This window comes from Methylomonas fluvii (assembly GCF_014850975.1).
In the GTDB taxonomy this organism is placed as follows: domain Bacteria; phylum Pseudomonadota; class Gammaproteobacteria; order Methylococcales; family Methylomonadaceae; genus Methylomonas; species Methylomonas fluvii.
Map to the genome: position 1 here is coordinate 720911 of NZ_JACXST010000003.1, position 17247 is coordinate 738157.

The 17247-nt window shown below is 55.2% G+C and carries 21 protein-coding genes; all 21 read right to left on the bottom strand.

Going from position 1 to position 17247, the window contains the following annotated elements; translation table 11 throughout:
- Positions 1 to 78: 78 nt before the first annotated feature.
- Positions 79 to 1353: an OmpP1/FadL family transporter gene (locus EBB_RS20810; protein ID WP_225587659.1), complete on the bottom strand. Its 1275-nt coding sequence runs from the start codon at positions 1351 to 1353 to the stop codon at positions 79 to 81.
- Between the two features lie 61 nt (positions 1354 to 1414).
- Positions 1415 to 2182 (bottom strand): DNA adenine methylase, encoded by a 768-nt coding sequence (locus EBB_RS20815; protein WP_225587660.1) that lies wholly within the window; start codon positions 2180 to 2182, stop codon positions 1415 to 1417.
- On the bottom strand, positions 2133 to 2339 hold the full coding sequence (locus EBB_RS26790; RefSeq protein WP_192395626.1) for a Com family DNA-binding transcriptional regulator: 207 nt from the start codon (positions 2337 to 2339) through the stop codon (positions 2133 to 2135). The genes EBB_RS20815 and EBB_RS26790 overlap by 50 nt, the downstream gene beginning before the upstream one ends.
- A gap of 125 nt (positions 2340 to 2464) precedes the next feature.
- Positions 2465 to 2950: a DUF4376 domain-containing protein gene (locus EBB_RS20825; RefSeq protein ID WP_192395627.1), complete on the bottom strand. Its 486-nt coding sequence runs from the start codon at positions 2948 to 2950 to the stop codon at positions 2465 to 2467.
- A gap of 32 nt (positions 2951 to 2982) precedes the next feature.
- The gene (locus EBB_RS20830) at positions 2983 to 3786 is read right to left on the bottom strand and encodes a glycine-rich domain-containing protein (RefSeq protein WP_192395628.1); all 804 of its coding nucleotides are present in this window, start codon (positions 3784 to 3786) and stop codon (positions 2983 to 2985) included.
- Positions 3787 to 3814: 28 nt separating this feature from the next.
- Positions 3815 to 4393, bottom strand: coding sequence for a hypothetical protein (locus tag EBB_RS20835; protein WP_223146893.1), 579 nt, complete (start codon positions 4391 to 4393; stop codon positions 3815 to 3817).
- Positions 4390 to 5436: a baseplate J/gp47 family protein gene (locus tag EBB_RS20840; RefSeq protein ID WP_192395629.1), complete on the bottom strand. Its 1047-nt coding sequence runs from the start codon at positions 5434 to 5436 to the stop codon at positions 4390 to 4392. The genes EBB_RS20835 and EBB_RS20840 overlap by 4 nt, the downstream gene beginning before the upstream one ends.
- Positions 5433 to 5831, bottom strand: coding sequence for a phage GP46 family protein (locus EBB_RS20845; protein ID WP_192395630.1), 399 nt, complete (start codon positions 5829 to 5831; stop codon positions 5433 to 5435). Before EBB_RS20845 ends, EBB_RS20840 begins: the two co-directional genes overlap by 4 nt.
- A complete protein-coding gene (locus EBB_RS20850; RefSeq protein ID WP_192395631.1) occupies positions 5825 to 6013 on the bottom strand; it encodes a hypothetical protein in 189 nt (62 codons plus the stop codon). The genes EBB_RS20845 and EBB_RS20850 overlap by 7 nt, the downstream gene beginning before the upstream one ends.
- Position 6014: 1 nt before the next feature.
- Positions 6015 to 6512, bottom strand: coding sequence for a phage baseplate assembly protein domain-containing protein (locus EBB_RS20855; protein WP_192395632.1), 498 nt, complete (start codon positions 6510 to 6512; stop codon positions 6015 to 6017).
- On the bottom strand, positions 6493 to 7536 hold the full coding sequence (locus EBB_RS20860) for a phage baseplate assembly protein (RefSeq protein WP_192395633.1): 1044 nt from the start codon (positions 7534 to 7536) through the stop codon (positions 6493 to 6495). Before EBB_RS20860 ends, EBB_RS20855 begins: the two co-directional genes overlap by 20 nt.
- Complete coding sequence (locus EBB_RS20865) at positions 7529 to 8692, bottom strand: DNA circularization N-terminal domain-containing protein (RefSeq protein ID WP_192395634.1); 1164 nt, start codon at positions 8690 to 8692, stop codon at positions 7529 to 7531. Before EBB_RS20865 ends, EBB_RS20860 begins: the two co-directional genes overlap by 8 nt.
- A complete protein-coding gene (locus EBB_RS20870) occupies positions 8692 to 10662 on the bottom strand; it encodes a phage tail tape measure protein (RefSeq protein WP_192395635.1) in 1971 nt (656 codons plus the stop codon). The genes EBB_RS20865 and EBB_RS20870 overlap by 1 nt, the downstream gene beginning before the upstream one ends.
- Positions 10663 to 10864: 202 nt before the next feature.
- A complete protein-coding gene (locus EBB_RS20875) occupies positions 10865 to 11275 on the bottom strand; it encodes a hypothetical protein (RefSeq protein WP_192395636.1) in 411 nt (136 codons plus the stop codon).
- A 19-nt stretch (positions 11276 to 11294) separates the two neighbouring features.
- On the bottom strand, positions 11295 to 12689 hold the full coding sequence (locus EBB_RS20880; protein WP_192395637.1) for an SGNH/GDSL hydrolase family protein: 1395 nt from the start codon (positions 12687 to 12689) through the stop codon (positions 11295 to 11297).
- A 9-nt stretch (positions 12690 to 12698) separates the two neighbouring features.
- On the bottom strand, positions 12699 to 13064 hold the full coding sequence (locus EBB_RS20885) for a phage tail tube protein (RefSeq protein ID WP_192395638.1): 366 nt from the start codon (positions 13062 to 13064) through the stop codon (positions 12699 to 12701).
- A 75-nt stretch (positions 13065 to 13139) separates the two neighbouring features.
- Positions 13140 to 14600, bottom strand: a complete 1461-nt coding sequence (locus EBB_RS20890) for a phage tail protein (RefSeq protein ID WP_192395639.1) — start codon at positions 14598 to 14600, stop codon at positions 13140 to 13142.
- The gene (locus EBB_RS20895) at positions 14597 to 15085 is read right to left on the bottom strand and encodes a phage tail terminator protein (protein WP_192395640.1); all 489 of its coding nucleotides are present in this window, start codon (positions 15083 to 15085) and stop codon (positions 14597 to 14599) included. Before EBB_RS20895 ends, EBB_RS20890 begins: the two co-directional genes overlap by 4 nt.
- The gene (locus EBB_RS20900; RefSeq protein WP_192395641.1) at positions 15085 to 15588 is read right to left on the bottom strand and encodes a phage protein Gp36 family protein; all 504 of its coding nucleotides are present in this window, start codon (positions 15586 to 15588) and stop codon (positions 15085 to 15087) included. The genes EBB_RS20895 and EBB_RS20900 overlap by 1 nt, the downstream gene beginning before the upstream one ends.
- Complete coding sequence (locus EBB_RS20905; protein ID WP_192395642.1) at positions 15588 to 16277, bottom strand: hypothetical protein; 690 nt, start codon at positions 16275 to 16277, stop codon at positions 15588 to 15590. Before EBB_RS20905 ends, EBB_RS20900 begins: the two co-directional genes overlap by 1 nt.
- A gap of 66 nt (positions 16278 to 16343) precedes the next feature.
- Entirely contained in the window at positions 16344 to 17234 is an 891-nt protein-coding gene (locus tag EBB_RS20910) for a Mu-like prophage major head subunit gpT family protein (RefSeq protein WP_192395643.1), read from the bottom strand.
- Between the last annotated feature and the right edge of the window lie 13 nt (positions 17235 to 17247).

Sequence of the window (17247 nt, forward strand, 5' to 3'; positions counted from 1 at the left end):
ATCGGCATATTTTGTAGCAGTCGGTTAAAAAAAGAAGTGCCTTGACGGCGCTTGAGAGGGAGGAGAGCCCTGAATGAATTAAAACCGCCGCGTCCAACCGAATTGCAGCGAAAACTGGCTCATCGACAAATCGATGGATTGGCCCGGACTCAATGGATTTGGGCCGGTAATGGTTTTCTGTGGCGAATACATGAACGCAAAACTGAGTTCGTCCTGTTTGCTAAGTGCGTGACTTAGGCCGCCGGTCAAATGCCATTCCTGCACCCCGGGCGCGAGAATATTAAACAACACCTCGGAACCTTCGATGGGCTGCTGCCCATAACTGAGGCCGCCACGCCAAATCCAATCCTGGCTTTGCTGCCACTGCACACCGGCTTTATAGATCGTCATATCGTTCCAGCCAAAGCCTCGGCCGTCGGCGTGCCCCAGCAAATTGCCTTGAAAGGTGTTGCCAACCGATTTGATCTCACTGTAGCGGATATGCTCTACGTCAAAATTGGCGGTCAGCGCTTTGCTAACGTCCCAGGACAAACCAACATTGAAGCTGTCTGGAATATCAAAACCACCACCCTGGGCAAACAATCCGGAGTAGCGTTCAAACTTGGACATATAGATGCGGCTTTTGTAAGACGCACCCAATCGCAAACCCGGCGTTAACTCGGCCAACCCACCTACCCGGAAGCCGGCGCCGAAAGAATAATCGCGCCCCTGATCCGATAAATGATCGGGTTCACTGGAAAAACCGAACTGACCGAACGTATTCAGGCCCCTGGCCTTAAAAGTCTGCGCCGCGAAAATCGGCGAAATTCCCAATGCATACCGGCCGTTGGCGAATGAATGCGCGTAGGTGCCCACAATAAACGCTTGCGCCATATCGATACCGGTGCGGCCGGCGCCGAAGGTACCGTTCGCGCCGGTAAACAAGCCATTGCCGTTCACCAGCGGCTTGTAATCAGTATTCATACCGCCATTGCCATACATGGCCAAACCAAGCGTTTGCTCGGCATCCAATTGGTAACTCCAACCCAGGGTCGGCACCGGAAAATACTCGCTGTCGCTTTCCACCGACCCGGTCGCCAACATGCCGGCGCCATTTACGCGGTATTCTCGATGCGGGCTGAATAGTTCAAATTCCAAATCCAGACGGTCACCCACATAGGCCAGAACCGCCGGATTTATCGCCGAGACAATAGCATCCTGCGCAAAACCGGTACTGGCCCCGGCCAAGGCTTTACTTCGGGCGCCATAGCTGTGGGCAAAATAGCCGTTGGTGGCATTCGCGGTGGGCACGCACACTGCCAGCGCGGTAAAAGAACCCAACAAGGCAGTGGAGCGCGTTTGAATTCCGGACAAAGCGGCATTGAATTCAGGACGGAGAATTAATGCCGATTTGCCTTGAAAACAGGACGGAGAATTAATCGAACCAATTGCGAATAATTAACTCCTTCGCAGACTTACGTTTCGCGCCGCCACCGACAGTGTAATTAATGTCTACCTCATCGATATTCAAACCCGAAAAAGCTGCTCGCATTTGCGGAATATCATTCACCGATATAACCATCCTGCCTTCGATAGACTTAGCCAACGCCGCCATCAAATCGTATTGCTCAAGCCCAAACGCTACGCCATAACCTTCGGTCCCCCAATACGGCGGATCAAGATAAAACAGAGTATGCGGTCGATCATAGCGCCTAATACATTCTTCCCACGCTAAGTGCTCGATAAACACACGCGACAAGCGCAAATGCGCTGCAGACAACTCCTCCTCGATCCGCAATAAATTCAAACGCGGCTTACCGGTTGTGGCAGTGCCAAACGTCTGATCTGACACCTTACCGCCGAACGCCAGCTTTTGCAGGTAGTAGAAACGAGCAGCGCGCTGAATGTCGGTCAACGTTTCGATGGGTGTATCGCGCAACCAGGCATATATCTGCCGGCTGATCAATGCCCATTTAAACTGCCTGACAAACTCTTCCAAATGGTGTTTGACGACCCTATAAAGATTCACCAAATCACCGTTAATGTCGTTCAACACCTCAGTTTCCGCCTGCTCTTTCATAAAGAACAAGGCCGCGCCGCCGGCGAATGGCTCGACGTAGCAGCCATGCTCAGGAAACATAGGCAGAATATGTTTAGCTAGGCGACGTTTGCCGCCCACCCAAGGGACAATTGGTTTTGCCATCATAGACCTCTTGGTCAGGCGCTCGCGGCGCGCTGGTGAGAGGCTCGCAGGCCTTCAGTTCATTCATCGTCCCACACCGAGGACACTTAATAGCCAAGCGGGAATATTCCGCTTCAGCCAATTTCCGGCCACATTGGCCACAACGTACAATTTCCATAAATAGCCACTTTGCACTAGGCTTGGCATGCTGTGTACACGGCACGGTGCCAAGGCCTGAAGCAGCTCGCTCTGCGAATGGTGGCCGGCGACGGTGTTAGCGCACCATCGCGGGTCGCACCGTCTTTACCAGACTATAGCTTCAATAGCCTCCAAATCTTCTGCATCTTCTGCAGCGCTCAAATCCGCTATCAATTGATCAAGTTTATTGAGCTGATCTGTTATGTGTCCTTCGACGGCTAACGCTACAGCGATGATTTGCTCGGCAGTATGCTCGCGACGCGACCAAACACCTTCAGCATCAGCACACATAAATTTATAAGGTTCGCCGGCAGCGCCAAGAGCCACCGCCTTGGAATAACGAGCGGTCAAAAATGCTTGATCGTCTTTTGTGGTGGGATACGTATGCATGGCACCCAATGCATTGGATTGCTTACCGCCGATAATAGCCGACTGAGCAGCAGATCGTAATTCGCGTGATTTGTCAGCACGCACTTGAGATACGCCGAGCAATTGCTGAAAAAACTGCCCCCCTATAAACTGATCGCCAATATTTGCCGTACTAGACTCGAAATAGCCATCAATAACTACGTCAGACTCGACGACATTCACTACGAATCCGTTTTGTACCTGTGCTAGCCGCATTACTCCACCCATTCCGCTATGAATAATCCAGGCGAACCGTTGCCGCCGCTACTGCCCAGCCCTATTCCGGCTCCACCTCCAGCGCCGTACCCGCTTGCATTACCACCATCTCCAAAACCTGTTTGCCCGCCAATCCCGGGTGAACCAAACGGCGTTGAACCGCCATTAGGCCCGACACCGATTGAAACCGATGACACCGCAAATCCAAGAGCAGGCAGCGCCTGCAATATGTTTTTGTGCGGCAACGCCAGCACAGCTGCATTTGCCACGCCTTGGAGCTGTACACCGTTAATGATGGCTGTTGTCGTGCCTAGACCGCCATTGCCTGGGCCAGCGGAATAAACTACGGCATTGATGGTGATCTGGGTAGAAAGGCCCATGCCGCCGTCAGATCCAGGCCCACCGCCTGCACCAGGCGCGCCAATCACAACCGCATAATTAGTGTTAGGCTGCAAGCCCGCGATTAAAAACTCCACAGCAGCACCAGCCCCGCCCGATTGGCCCAAGGTAAACGCGGCATTTGATCCGCCGCCGCCAGCACCGCCACCGACCAGAGTAATTTTAAAAACCGTTGAGGGCGTAATGCTTGCAGACGTCAAAAAATTTCCGCTACTAGCTATCTTCGCCAGATTTCGTTGCTTGATTTTTTTGATAGCCTGCAACAACTGAGTGCTATCAGCTTTCACAAGCGGTAATCCGGCCGCCAAAATGACCGCGACAATCTCCTCTTGTATCGCATTCAGCCAAGCAACAGTAATCTCGGTCGGCGGCTGATTTAAGTCAGGGTCCTCATTGACAAACAAGTTGCCAACATGACCGGCCCCATCGATTCTATGCATAGCGCACCTCTCCACCGCTACCGGTGATGTCCTCAAACCATAAAAAAACGTGCGCTTGCTTAAACTCTGCTAGCGCATCCCATAACAATTTCGGATTAACTACCGAACGGTAGTAGCGCACCCGCAAAATATAGCGGCTGCGATGGCTCCAACACCGATCACCCACACGACTACCCACCCGCAACGGCTTGGTTACCAAATGATCGACCTGCACCAAATCAATCGGAAAAGTCGTCGATGGGCCAGCCGCACTCCAACAGCGGTCGCCCACATGCGAGCCAACCGCCAACATTTTGCGTGGCATGGTCTCGCTCACCCCGGCAATAGCTTCGTTCGCTACCCGCCGATACTCGCTGATATGCCAGCTACTGACAGCCGGTATATGCGTTTCTATAGCGGTATCCAATACAGTTTGTGTCGCGGCTTCAACGCGCGCCAACTCTGCCGAGGTAGCCGCTAATAACTCCTGTCCGAATCCGCCCACCGGCCAACGCCACGCCTCACCAGGCGGCAATTCGGCCAAGTGCGCGGCGGCGAACTCGGGGATTGAATGTGTCTTGATTTTGATCATGCCCAAATCACCGGCTGTAATACAAATACTTCGCCAGCGGCGGCAGCTAAATCGGCGACCGGCGCGATGCGCGTATATTGCGTCGTCACCGTAGCAATAGCCGCATCTATCTCGGCCAGTGCCAGAAAGGCAGTTTCGCTAACCTCTGATAACACCAATGCATTCAGTGCTGCCGTAATCGCATTGCGATTACCCGTCGTGTCATAACCGGGCATCAAATCGATAGTGGCATTAACTGGCCGCACAATCGGCGCTGTCACGCTCCAATCCGCCGTTGCCGGGGCAATATCGGTCAGGAAAGCGGATACAGCGTTGATGATTGCGGTAGTGGGTAGGCGATTCGCCAAACCGTTACAAATTGGCCGGACAATCACCGTGCCTAAGCCGAGTACGTGTGGTTGTACCAGCGCGGTGGTCACAGACGGATGCGCCGTTTTAGCCCAAAACCGATAATCGTCAGGTTTGCCGGATCTTGCGCCCCGCGTCACCATGGTGCGCCATTCGTCGGACACTCTAACCCGCCAGGCTTCCAGCGTTTCAATCTCTGCGCCGCCGGTCAAACCACCGACTGCCACGGTTAACGTGCTATTAACGCCCGCGACCGGATCAACCAGCGTCAGGGTTTGACCCGCCGCCAAATTGGTCGCGGCACCAGCAGACTCGCAGCGGACCGATACCGGTGTAGAACCGGCGCCCAGCGTCACCGCCGCCAGCACTTTGTAATCCAAACCGTTTTGGCCGCGCAAAATCTTGTCGGCCAGTAGATCAGTTCCCAGCGTGCCGGTGGCTAGTACATTGCCGGTTGCCGGCGTGGCGGCCAGCCGGTCAACGCCGTACAGCGCCGCCCAGTCATATAAGCGTTCCAGTTCGCAGGTCAACGGTGAACATTGCTTATCGATCCAATCCAGATAGCCATGCTGGCCATGACACACCCGCGCCCACATCGCGGACAACGGCGTGCGTAGCACAGCCGGCAGCGCGGCCAGGTCGGCCTCGATACGGGTTTTTAATTCAGGGTAAGACGGGCGGACGTAATCGGTCACAGCGGGACACTCATCGCGAAGTTGCGGCCATTATGCAAACCGCTGATGACTAGGAACACCCCGGAAACATTTCCGGCGGCGGTAGGGTCTTCTATAACTGACACATCGGTTAGCCCATGATCCAGCAACGCTTGCTGCACCATATAAATGGCTTCGCGCCGGGCTGCATCACCCAGGCCTTGCCGGCGCAAATACCACAGCCCGGTACCGGCTTGCGGATCGGCCCACCAGCCGCGCCGCTCGTAACGATCTGGTACGCGGCTTTCCGGTGCTTCGGCATCGGTAAACAGGGCGGCATATACCAGCGTTTCCAGCGCTGCCTGTAGGTCATTAGCGGCTGGATCGTCAAATGCCAGATCAAATACGCTGTTATCCACTTGTACCAGTTTCAACATTGATCAGCCTCCACTCTAGTTATCAGAGCCTCAAGCTCCAATGCCGCATTCGCATAACAAAAGGCTGTACGCTCTATGGCTAAGCGCTTTTCTCCATCCTCTTCCAATTTCGCACAATCTAATCGCTTCTTGGCACGCAATTTCCATTGACCTAGCAATTGGTTCAGCTCTTCTTTCAACATTTCAATTCACCGCGCTAGTTGGTGTGCCTGGAGTGGTACTCATATGAGTATGCAGATCACTCACGTCCTTGCCATTAACCTCCAGCCCACCGGTAATTTTTACGCCAGCGCCAACCTCAAGCGCATCCGCTATTTTCACGGTCGGCGCATTGCTAATCGTCACATCATGCCCGCCGCCGTCAATCGCAATGCCATTCCGGCCAAGCTTAATGATGTGGCCAATGTCGTCATGCAATGCCACTTCGCCGGCCTCTAACTCCAATTGATAACGCTTGTCGCCAACAATCAGCGCCACTCCATAACTGCGGTCGCCGGCTGGAAACGCCAAATACACCTGGGCGCCAGCTTGCGGACGGTAACTAAATCCATACGGCTCAACGCGGGCCAGGTTATCCAGTACCTCACCGTCCAATACCTTAGCTTGCACCTTGTCAGCACCCACCAAGGTCGCCACGCCGTGGGCAAACAACAGTTGCAGCCTATTCCAGATCGCTTGCATAAATAATCGGCTTGCTTTTAGCTTTTTTGTGTTTAGCGGCTTTCTTGGCTTTGGCCGGTGCTTCCTCGCCTAAGAACGCCTCGCGGCGCATCACGGTTAAGCGGGTCATGCTGCCTTGCTGATCATCCAGCGAAAAGGCTCGGTCACCAATCAAATAGACGCCGTCGATGTCTTCATCCGGAATAACGACCCGCACTTGGGTATTGATCTCCCATACGCCGCCGGCGTGGGTCCAGCCGTACACATCCAAGTCAATGCGATGCGCGCGAGCCTTACGGCGATTGCGTTCCAGCTCCGCGCGGCGGTCGCAGCCGCCCAGGCTTTGGCCGGCCTTGTCGGCCATGATATGCAGCGGCCGGAAATAACCAATGCCGGCATCTTTTACACCGCCTTTCAGGGCTTTGTCGCTGGCGTAGTCATAGCCTTTAACCAAGTATTCGGAAAAACGCAGTTTGTATTCATCCACGACGCTAAACTGCTCGATCTGCTCGCCATACACCAGCGTGGCCACCGGCGCGGCGGATGTTGGCTCGGTCAATTTCAGACCGCCATCCGGCGTGGCGTACAACAATAGATTGGCAGCGCGCGCGGCGTTGATTAAGGCATTGGCCGGCGACTCGCATTGCAAGGCAAAATCCGGCACTAAGGTGGTGTCAGCATCAATCTGTACAGGCACGTTAAACGTGCTGCAAAGCCGCTTTACAATCTCAGCCAATTTCAATCCGGACAGAGTTTGCGAGTATTGGCAATCGACCAATTCGCGGCCCAACGAGCGGGCCTCAATGGCTATGCTATGGCTATTGGCGTTGACATGCCGATTCACCATGTCCGGGCGGATCGTGGCCACTACGGTATCGGCAATCAAAACCTCAACCACACTATTTTCGTTGATGCCCAGGCGCTCGCCGGTGCCGGAGCGAGTCACGCCCAGCTGCACGCTGGCGGCTAGATCGTCCACCGAGGCACTGATGGACACTTGCTGCCAATAGGCATAGCGCTTGCCGTTGAATTTAATCTCAACCATAAACCCGGCCCTGTACAAACAACGGATGACGCACACCGTTGCGGGCCAACAGCGCCGCCTCATCGATCTGCATCCGATGCGCCAACAAGGTGGACGGCAACGGCGCGACGATGTCGCGGCTTTGCAGCGGTTTAAGATCTTGAGCCAGCAACGCAGTTATCACCGCCGCGCGGGCCGTGACGGCTGCTTGAAATACCGGGTCTGGCAACGTTGGGATCAACGCATCAAACGCCGTATTCAACGTGGCCAACACCGCATCGCGGTCGGCCTCCGATTGATAATCGGCCAAGGCTACCTGGCAGGCGGATGACAGCCACAACCGGCTGTTTAACACCGCGTCGGCTTGTAGATTGGCTCGCACGGTGCTATCGATCAACACCGCGCTGCTGACCGGGCTTTGTTGATATTGCGCAGACAAACTGGCCGTCCTCGCTACCAGGCGCGGCCGATCTGTCACCGCCAAACCGGCGCTATCGCCGCCCATACCCACTAATCCGGTTAAACTGCGCAAGGTGGCAGCATAGCGGCCTGGCATAGCCGACAATGTGCCGGCCTCGGTTTTAATGCTGCCGACTACACCTAAGATTTGCTGCGACCAGGTCAACGGCAACGAGGCCAGCGAAATCGCCTGGCGTACCCATTCCAGCTTGTTTTGCACGGCCGCGACAAAATCAGTCACGCCGCCGCCCATGGCCAATAGATCGAAGTCCGCTACCGACGCATCGGCAAAACCATCTATGCCGGCGTAAGCGGCGTCCACTTGATCTTGCGTCGCCACTTCCGGCGCTTGGCCACCGGCTACCCAGCTAATCGCCAAGGTACCATAGCCGTTGGCGCTGTTGGCTTCGTGCCGGGTCCAACTGACCGGCGCCACCCAAATGCGGCCTAGCCAGGGATGTACCAGCCAATCTGAGCCAGGCTTATTTAGCTCGTCAATCAGCGCATCGACTTCGCGGTCATAATCCGGGCCGATGAAATAGGCATTCAGTTGGTAATCGCCGGCCTTGCCGCCCAGGTCTTCAACCTCCGGCAGTTCAGCACCGGGGAATTCATGCACCGCTAAACGGCGACCACCCTTGGCGTCGTGGGCATCGGTCAAAAACGTGATACCGCGCCAAACGGCATTGCTCCAGCGGTCCTGATACGATTCGGCCATTAGCGCGGTGCTCCGTCAAAAATGTTGCCGGTATTGCCCTTGGTGGTTACTCGAACATCGTCAGACTTGGTTTTTTGCTTCACCATAAAACCAGGCGCGGTCGGTTCAATCGTCAGATGCACTTCGGATTTATTGGGCTGCTGCTGGCCTTTGTTGAAATAATCGAAAACGGCCGTGCCCAAAGTGGCGCGTTTATCGCCTGTCAAAAATCGAGTGGCACTGTCAACCGCTGGCTTAATAAACAAACTACCCGCGCCGTAACCGGCGGCACCAGCGGCACCAACGGATAAACCGGCCGCACCACGGCCCAACATGCCGGCCATTTTGCCCATGCCATTACCGCCGCCCATCGCTAATGCAGACACGCCGGCGGCGGTGCCTAGCGCAATAATCGGCGGGGTGGCACCGACCACAGCCGCGCTCAGATCCGGATACTTCTGCGATAGATCAACAAATAGATCGGCTGCTTTGCTGATGGTTGGAATTAGCCTATCCATTGCCGCTTTCTGGCGAATTGCCGCTTCCTGCTCGGCATTACGCATCGCCGCCGCGCCGGTGCCGGCCATGGTTTGATAGTTGAGGTCGTTGGCGCCGAATTCGGTATTGTTGCTGCTAATAAAGCCGCCAACGCGGTCGGTCAGCGCCTTGTTGCGCATGCCAAACAGTGCGCCACGGGCTTGCATATCTTGAAAGAACCGGCCAATCACGCCGCCTTCGGCCAGTTGCGAAATCGACTCGATGGCCGCTTGTTGATCGGCCTTATTACCGGCAGCTTGCAGCTTGGCCAGCGCCGCTTTCATTTGCGGGTCGCGTAGCGACAGCTTGTCGATTAAATTCAGCCAGGCGTCTACTGCGTCAACACCTTTTAACCGCTGATCGATTAGAAACTTATTGAGATCACCGCCGCCGGCCTTGTCAAAATCCTTGGCAGTGTCGTTGGAGGACAGCTTAGTCAGCAGATTAAGTACGTTGTTACCGGCGGTTGAAGTATCGCCGGCCGTCATAACTGCCGCCTGGTTCATGGTCAGGATTTTTTGCAGACCCGGCAAACCGACTAGGCCAGCCGTTTTACCAACTGCCAATTGACCAGGTAACGACCGGGCCATGTCTTTAATCTCAAAGCCGCCGGCTTGGCCGGAGGCGGTAACCATATTCAACGCCCGCTTCAAATCGCGCTCGTTGCCGACGATGTTTTGCCCGACCAGCGCGCTGGCCAAATTGGCGATATCGACTGGAGCCGCTGATGAACCGTAGCTGGTACGCATGATGGTTGGCAAAAATGCCATGGATTGTTCGCGAGACAGCGTACCCTTAGCAATCAAAGCGTCCAATGCTTCCGCAGCCTGGTCGCGCGTGCCTCCGCCACCTTGCTTGAGATCCACTGACCGATTGATAATTGCTTCCAGCGCTTTTGCGCCTTGCAGACGGCCGGCCGCATTGCGTTCCGGATAGGCCGTATTGGCCATACTTGCCAGACGTTCGTCGAATGACATGGCATTCATCACCGGCGACTTCAACGCATAGCCCGCAGCGGCCACGCCAGCACCTACCGCCACGCCGGTTCTAATCCGACCTTGTGCCGCTTCGAAGTCTTTGGCAGCCTTGGCGGCTTTCTGTTGTTCCTTAGTCAGCTTGCCCATTTCATTGGTCAGGCTGGTGATTTTTTGCCGGGTTTTTTCGGCAGCGCGGGTCAGTTCGTCCTGGCTGAGCTTGCCGGATGCTGCCAGGCGTTTGTATGAGCTTTCGGTGCGGGATATTTCCAGCTGGATTTTCTTTTCAGAACGCATGCCCAGCGTTTCACGGGCTAGTGATAAACGCTCGAACGAGGTACGCTGCCGCGCATTGGACTGGTTGACGACGTTTTCGGTTTGTTTGGTGACTTGCTCGACGTGCTTAGCGTACTTGTCGATACCGTTGCCGGTTTTATCGACAAACTTGACGCGTAATTCGACGTCGGTAGCGTTGGACATAAAAAAACTCCGGAAACGGGATGTAACCGGAGTTTAAAGAGGTAAAGCGCAGGCTGTCAGGCGGGAAATGTTTCCGGGGGAAACGTACCTATTTATTCAAACTTGCGCCCATCCATCGCCGCCGCCACTTTAGCCCACATAAACAGCTCGGCCAACGGCAGGCGTTTGGCGATGGGTAGCGGCTGGTTCAGCACCTTGGTGACTAAGCCGATGGCTGTGATGATGCGGACGACTTTTTTTCGGTGTCGTCCTCACTGCCGGGCGATGGCTCGAACTTACCCATCGTCAGCCCGAGAATTCTAGCCACCTCGGCTTCTGCTGCGCCAGTCAGACGAGACAACAACTTGACGCGATCAGCGTTTGATTCGGCAGCGGCGGCGGCATCCGCCTCTAGCATGTCGCTAGCCATCTGCTCGGCCCGGATATAATCTGGCCCGCGCAGCTGCTTGATCAATTCCACGTCGGTGCCAGTCAGCCCGGCAATCAACGCAATCCGCTGCGCCACGCCTCCACGCTGATCGAATGACAGATAATCCTCGGCGACGGTGTAGTCGCGGAAATTGAGTTCGGTGATTTGGGTTTTTCCCAAAATTAATGGATTCAGTAGTTTCATGATTTGCACAAAATTGTGATTATTTCAGTAAATCTGCAACAGCCCGTCCGATCATAAGATACCCATCGGCTGTAAAGTGCGTACCGTCGCCGGAATCGTATAGCGGATTTGTAACATTCGTACCAGGGTTGCATAGCAATTCGGATTGACTCACTGTCGGCACAGCGGCGTTGCGTAATTCTGCGATAAATTGATTCGACGTGGAAAACATACTACCTGATTGACGACGGGGCACGATGACAACCACAGCAATACCCGCATTGCGCGCATCTGCGATCAATTGTCGTGTACGCTGATGAGCCCGTGCCAATGCGTCATCTGTCGTCCCGTCATTGAGCGAGGATGCCTGTATAAGCATGTGACTAAACAACTTATTTTCAATCGCATATTTTGCTCGATAATGAAAATTCTCTGATAAGTCGGTCGCTAAACCCAGCTCGGCGAATGTCGCGCTATATCCGAGACCTATTAAAATATCCCGTGCAATCCGACCGGGTCCATATATTTGACCAAACCCGCCGTTGTAGCCGACGGACGTCGAGTCGCCGACGCTGCCGATACTAAAGTGCGGCGCAGTTTTTAAAATATATCTCGGTATTGCAACAGCAAAATGCGCGTTGTTAGCAGGTACCGGAACCGTGCCACCCGATGTTCCCGCGAACGAGGCCATATTTAACGTCGTTACATTGACTGTTGATGCCCCAGCATACGTTTGCCGCAATTCTGGCTCGACAATGTCAATATCGGCTAACGTCAATCCGTTGTTCCGCCAGCCTGGCGTGCGATTGCCGACCGGGATGTCGAATGGTGCTTGCCAGCGAAACATGGTCAGCGGATTACTGCCGCCGTCTGATCGATTCAGCGATTGCAACGGTAACCAATCGGTTGCTACAAACCCTTGTTTCGCGCCGGCCACAGCTGGATACGTGCCAACGCCGCCTGACTGATTTGAAATTGCTCCGGTTGCAGATCCACCGCCAGGGTTATTCAAATCATTGACATCGGTCGTGCCGAACGTAAACAACGTCGGCGCAATAGCGACCCCGCCGGCATCCTTAGGCTGCATACCAGCGCTCGCACCGCTGCCAAATACCGCGCTGGGCGCTGCCGATGCGGATATCGAACTACAATTTTGCCCGAGGATGATAAGCTGCACATGCGAATAGTCACCGGGTGCTCGACACGTCAAATGCATCGTGCCGTTGACGCCCAAATTTTGGGCCATGCCAAAAAATCCGGACGCGCCAATAGAGATAGCATGTGATTCAAATAGAGAAATCAATTGAATGCCGTTTGACTTGTATAATTTGTTACCACATATCAGCAGGCCCTCGCCGTGCCCGACAGCTCCACCAACTTGATTAAATTTAGCTAGACTGTCGTATTCCCATATTTGGCGCGCATTTTTGTTCATATATCCCCCCTACGCAATCCGCTCAGAAATATTAGACATAATGGTGATTTTACTTTCACCATCGCCCCAGCCGGCGGGATCGCCGGATCGAAATGCTTGCGACATCATGTACACCTGGCCGCTGGATAGGCGGATCGTCACGTCTTCACCTTCAATCGCGTTGATAGCATCGATGTCCACGCCGGCTTGCAGGTTGATGTTCAGCTCAAGCATTGCCGGCTTGCTGTTGGTCATATAGCCACCATCTTCTGGCAGGCGACCGGGCTTGTGGTCGCGAGTTTCGCCTGATGGGGTAAACGTGCCAGGCGGTGATGACAGCGGCAATTTACCGATGGACGGCACCGAGACGGTGCGGATATTATTTAATTGGGCCATGTTTGATGCTCCTGTAAATCGTGTTTAATTCGTGTCCGCGTGGTCACAAACGGCGTGCCCACCCTAAGCAAATGATCAGACCCGCTTCAAAAACTGCGAGCGGCCGGCCAGGATGTAGAACGGCACCAAATACACCGGATGATCGACGAAATTGAAACGGCTTGGGTTGTCCGGATCTTGCTCGACATATAGCGTTTCTTTGTAATACTTGTATTTCTGCACCCAGCCCAGTTCGCGCATTAACCTGTTTTGATATAGGCTCAGCAACAGCGCGGTGACGGAATCGACGGTCGTAATTCTCAGACCGGGCTTATAGCCTTCGTTGTTCTCGGCGGCGGCCGTACCTACAAACGCTTTTTTGGCGGCCTTAATTTGCTCTTCGCGGGTTCGGTCAGCTACCTCAGCCATATTAATATCCAGATAGCCGTCATCCGGCGACCCATCAGGGTTATATTGATGCATCGAAATCAGGCGCTTGATGTAGCAACTGCCGTCCGTGCCCACCTCGATTACCGACATGCCTTTGAACAACAGGCTATTGCTGTTAGTCCATTCATGGTAGGTCACGCCAATCATGCCAGGCAGCGGCGTACCCTCCAGCGATTCGACCGGGTTGTTCCACATGCGAGGGGCGGCCGCCGCAGTAATAATCGCCGCTGCCTCCCAGGTGCTGGTGGGATTTAACTCCAGGCTGACGTCTGCAAAATGCTCGTAGTTTTTGGTCTCACCAAAAGCGGATGCCGTTGCAAAATCCCCTCTGTGTGTCGTAAACAGCCGAAAACCTGCTTGGACCGGCGGCTGATAGCGGCGCTGGCTCTCGGTAAACCACGCGGCTAATGTCGCGGCATCGTTGATGCCCAGCGCCACGTAGCGATAGCGGCGATTGACGCCCAGCAGCGTTGGCAAATTGCCGGGAGCTGGATCGCCGGAGCCGCCGGACATCGCGGCCAGGGTCAAACCCAGGCCAGTTGGTTTAAGCTCACCGTACAAATTCAAGCGCATATCGATGTTGTTGCCGCAGGTGCCTTTGTGGCGGGCGGTCAATGTCACCACGCTAGCCACAGCGGCAGCGGTCACGGGAATATCGGCATCGGTAAACGCGGCAGCGATCGCGGTGGCGATCTGCGCGGTAGTCATGGTGCTTGTGATGCCCACGCTGACCAACTTGCCGGCTATATATAATGCTAAGGTGCCGTCGGCGGTCGCTGCGGCAGTTGCGGTAATTGTACCGGTCGCCGCCACGCCGGCCGGGTTATCGGCATACGGCAACATGTACAAATCAAAATTAGTATCCACCGCCCGATAGCGGGCCGCCATTTGGGCCAGCATGGAGCCCACGCCGGCCTTTTGTTGGGCGTCGAAAACTGAGCTAATGCGGGTAATCTCGCCTGGCACCGCAGATCCAGCCGCCAATTTTTGGCCGACTAATAATACTGCCGGAATGTCTGTGCCCAGGCCGGCCTGACTGCCGTCAATCTCGATATACACACCCGGATAGCGTAACGCCTGCGGGACATAGTCAAATGATACGGTCATAGTGCGGGTGCTCCTGTGTAAACCAGCTCAGAGTAAGGGCCGGGATCGGGTAAATAATTGGTGATCAGGGCGTTGAACATGTAGCGATCGGCCCAGTAAATATCTTGTGCGGTGTATTCCAACACCTTGCCGCCCTTGAACTGGATCGGGCGGATGTCGGCTTCAATCTCCCAGCCTTGCAGCAATTGGCGCACGGCGTGGCGGTAAGCCAGCAGCACGTCGTCGGTTTCGCCAGCTCGCTGGGTACGGATGTTTTCGATAGCGACAATCGCGTCAAAGGCCAGCGTCATGTCTTCCGCACGGCCTTCGTTATCAACGGTTTTGGAATTATCGGTAGCACGTACCAGCCAGCAGGCCGGCAGCGGCAACGCCTCGGCAAACGCCTGCGCATACTCAGCAGCGCCTCCCACATCGCGAAACCAAGGCCGAGTAAACCCGGCCGGAGCGCTATGCAAATGCTGAATAACCGGCGTTAACGAGATCATTACCAGTCCTCAATCACGGTGGATGTGCTGCCATAACGGCGCGCGGCGCTGTCGAACTGCACCAGGTCTTCGGAAATAACCGGATCAAGCGGCCCAGGCGGCGGCGATGGCACTAAGTCCAGCTCGCCGCGTTTGAACATCTTGATCATGTCCATCACGCCGTCGTAGGCCTTTTGCACTTCGGCGGTCATGCGTTCCGCGCCTTGCAGGTAAAACAGGGCAATGGTCGAAGCCATCCGCGCCAGCAAACTGGTTTGAGTGCCGTCCGGCACACCAGCACTGATCAACACTTGGTCGGCATCGGCCAAGGCCGTGTCGATGGCATCTAATGCCAAACCCAGCGCCGCTTGCTCGCCCGGCGTGTAGCCGGACAAATCGCCGCCGTCGATGGCAAGCCGCAAGGAGGCATCGGGCGGCATAGCCACGTCAGCAGGCACCGCCAATTGAAACAAGCGGCGGGCGTTGGTACGGGCTAGCAGATCGGCGCGGGTGGCGAAGGGCATTAGCCAGCGCTCCGGGCGGCTTGGATTTCAGCCCAAATAGCGTCGCGCTCAGCGGCGGATACCGGAGACAAAGGCGCACCAAGAAGAAACTCAATCGCTTTCGTTGATGGGCGACCGTCAGCCAGCCAGTTTTCGGCAAAGTTGGGATTCAACACTTCAATCACGCCTTTGATTACCGCCGCGCGCTCTAGCACCGGCGTTTCTTTTTGAATTTCGGTTTGCGTGTTACTGCCATCCGTGTCTGTCGCAGCGGCGGCAGTGGATAGGCCCGATAAATCGGCGGTGGCTGCGGTACTGGTCTCATCATCAACAGCGGCAGCATTAACAGATTCGCCAGCAAGCGGGTTTTGTTCATCATTGGAATCCTCATTGGTCACCGGGGAGGCGGTACCGGTATCGGATCCTTCCGCCGCGATCTCCCCAGTCGATCCATCATCCGTTGCTTCGCTCTCGGGTGTGTTATTCGGGTCTTGCGCAGTTTCAATCGCGCCGGCTTGAGTCGTAGCCGCTACTTCCACCAACACGGTGGGCGAGTCGCTGACTTCCAGATAAGGGTCTTCTTGCAACGCGGCGATGGTGGCGTCGTCCACACCATCCAGCTCCAGCCAGTTGCGGGTAAAACGCAGCCCGGCTCGGTCGCGTTTCTCTAGTTCGGTGCGTGGGTTTACGCGGCAATACAGTTTTAACATGTCAGTCTCCAATCAAATCGGTTTCCCTCTCCATGCAGAGAGGGTTGGCAAAGTATCAATCAGGCGTTACGCCACCCAAGGGGTGACTAGCAGATCTACGCGTTTGTAGTTGGTGTTGCTTTCACCGTTGCCGATCATCTCTTTAGCCAGCAGGGTTTCCGCTGCCACCCGGTTGGTGGGGCCGCAGACCAGCAAGGTAGGCACGGTGCCCAACTTCACGCCACCGTCTCCGGTTTGCGCCAGCATGCGGTTGTATAAGTCGTCGAAGTTGGTCGCGTTCAAGGTGGCTTTGGAGCCATAGCAGCATTGCCAGAAGCCATACGCCGCCGCACCGCGCCAGCGGCCACCAAAACTAAACACGTCGTTTTCAAAATAATTGCTTGTGCCCGCGCCCATGGCTTCCAGTTGTGGCGGTACACGTTCTTGCAAGAACAGCGCTGGAGCCGCATCGGAAAACAGATACCAGGGCGCACCCGCGCCGGCTTGGATATTCGAGGTAGCGGTTACCGCACCGGTGCCGTCAGTGTTGGCATACACCGGGTGATCGGTATCAAAAAAGAACTGGTCGTCATAACAATTGGTAGACCAGCCGGCCAGCAAGGCGCCAAAGATCAATTCATCCATCAACCGCACAGCGGCTTTGCCGTGGCCGGTGGCACTATTGGCGTAGTGGCCAAAGTCATCGTCCTCGATGTCGGTGCGCTGTACGTCGATAGTGGCCTCGTATTTGTCGTTGAATACGGTGTAGGCTTTTTCGGCGATAGCTTTATGCAAGCGTGAGCCGACCCATTTGCGGAAAGACGGCCATTGGGTTAACCAGGCATAGGTAGTGTTCTTGCTGGTGGATTTCATCAGCTGAGCCACTTTTGCCCAGTTGCTCGGGGTATTGACCAGGCCTTTGTCAAAATTGGCCTGGAGCGAGGTTTTTAACGCGTCGATTTGCGCTTGTGTCAGCATCGTGTGCTCCTAG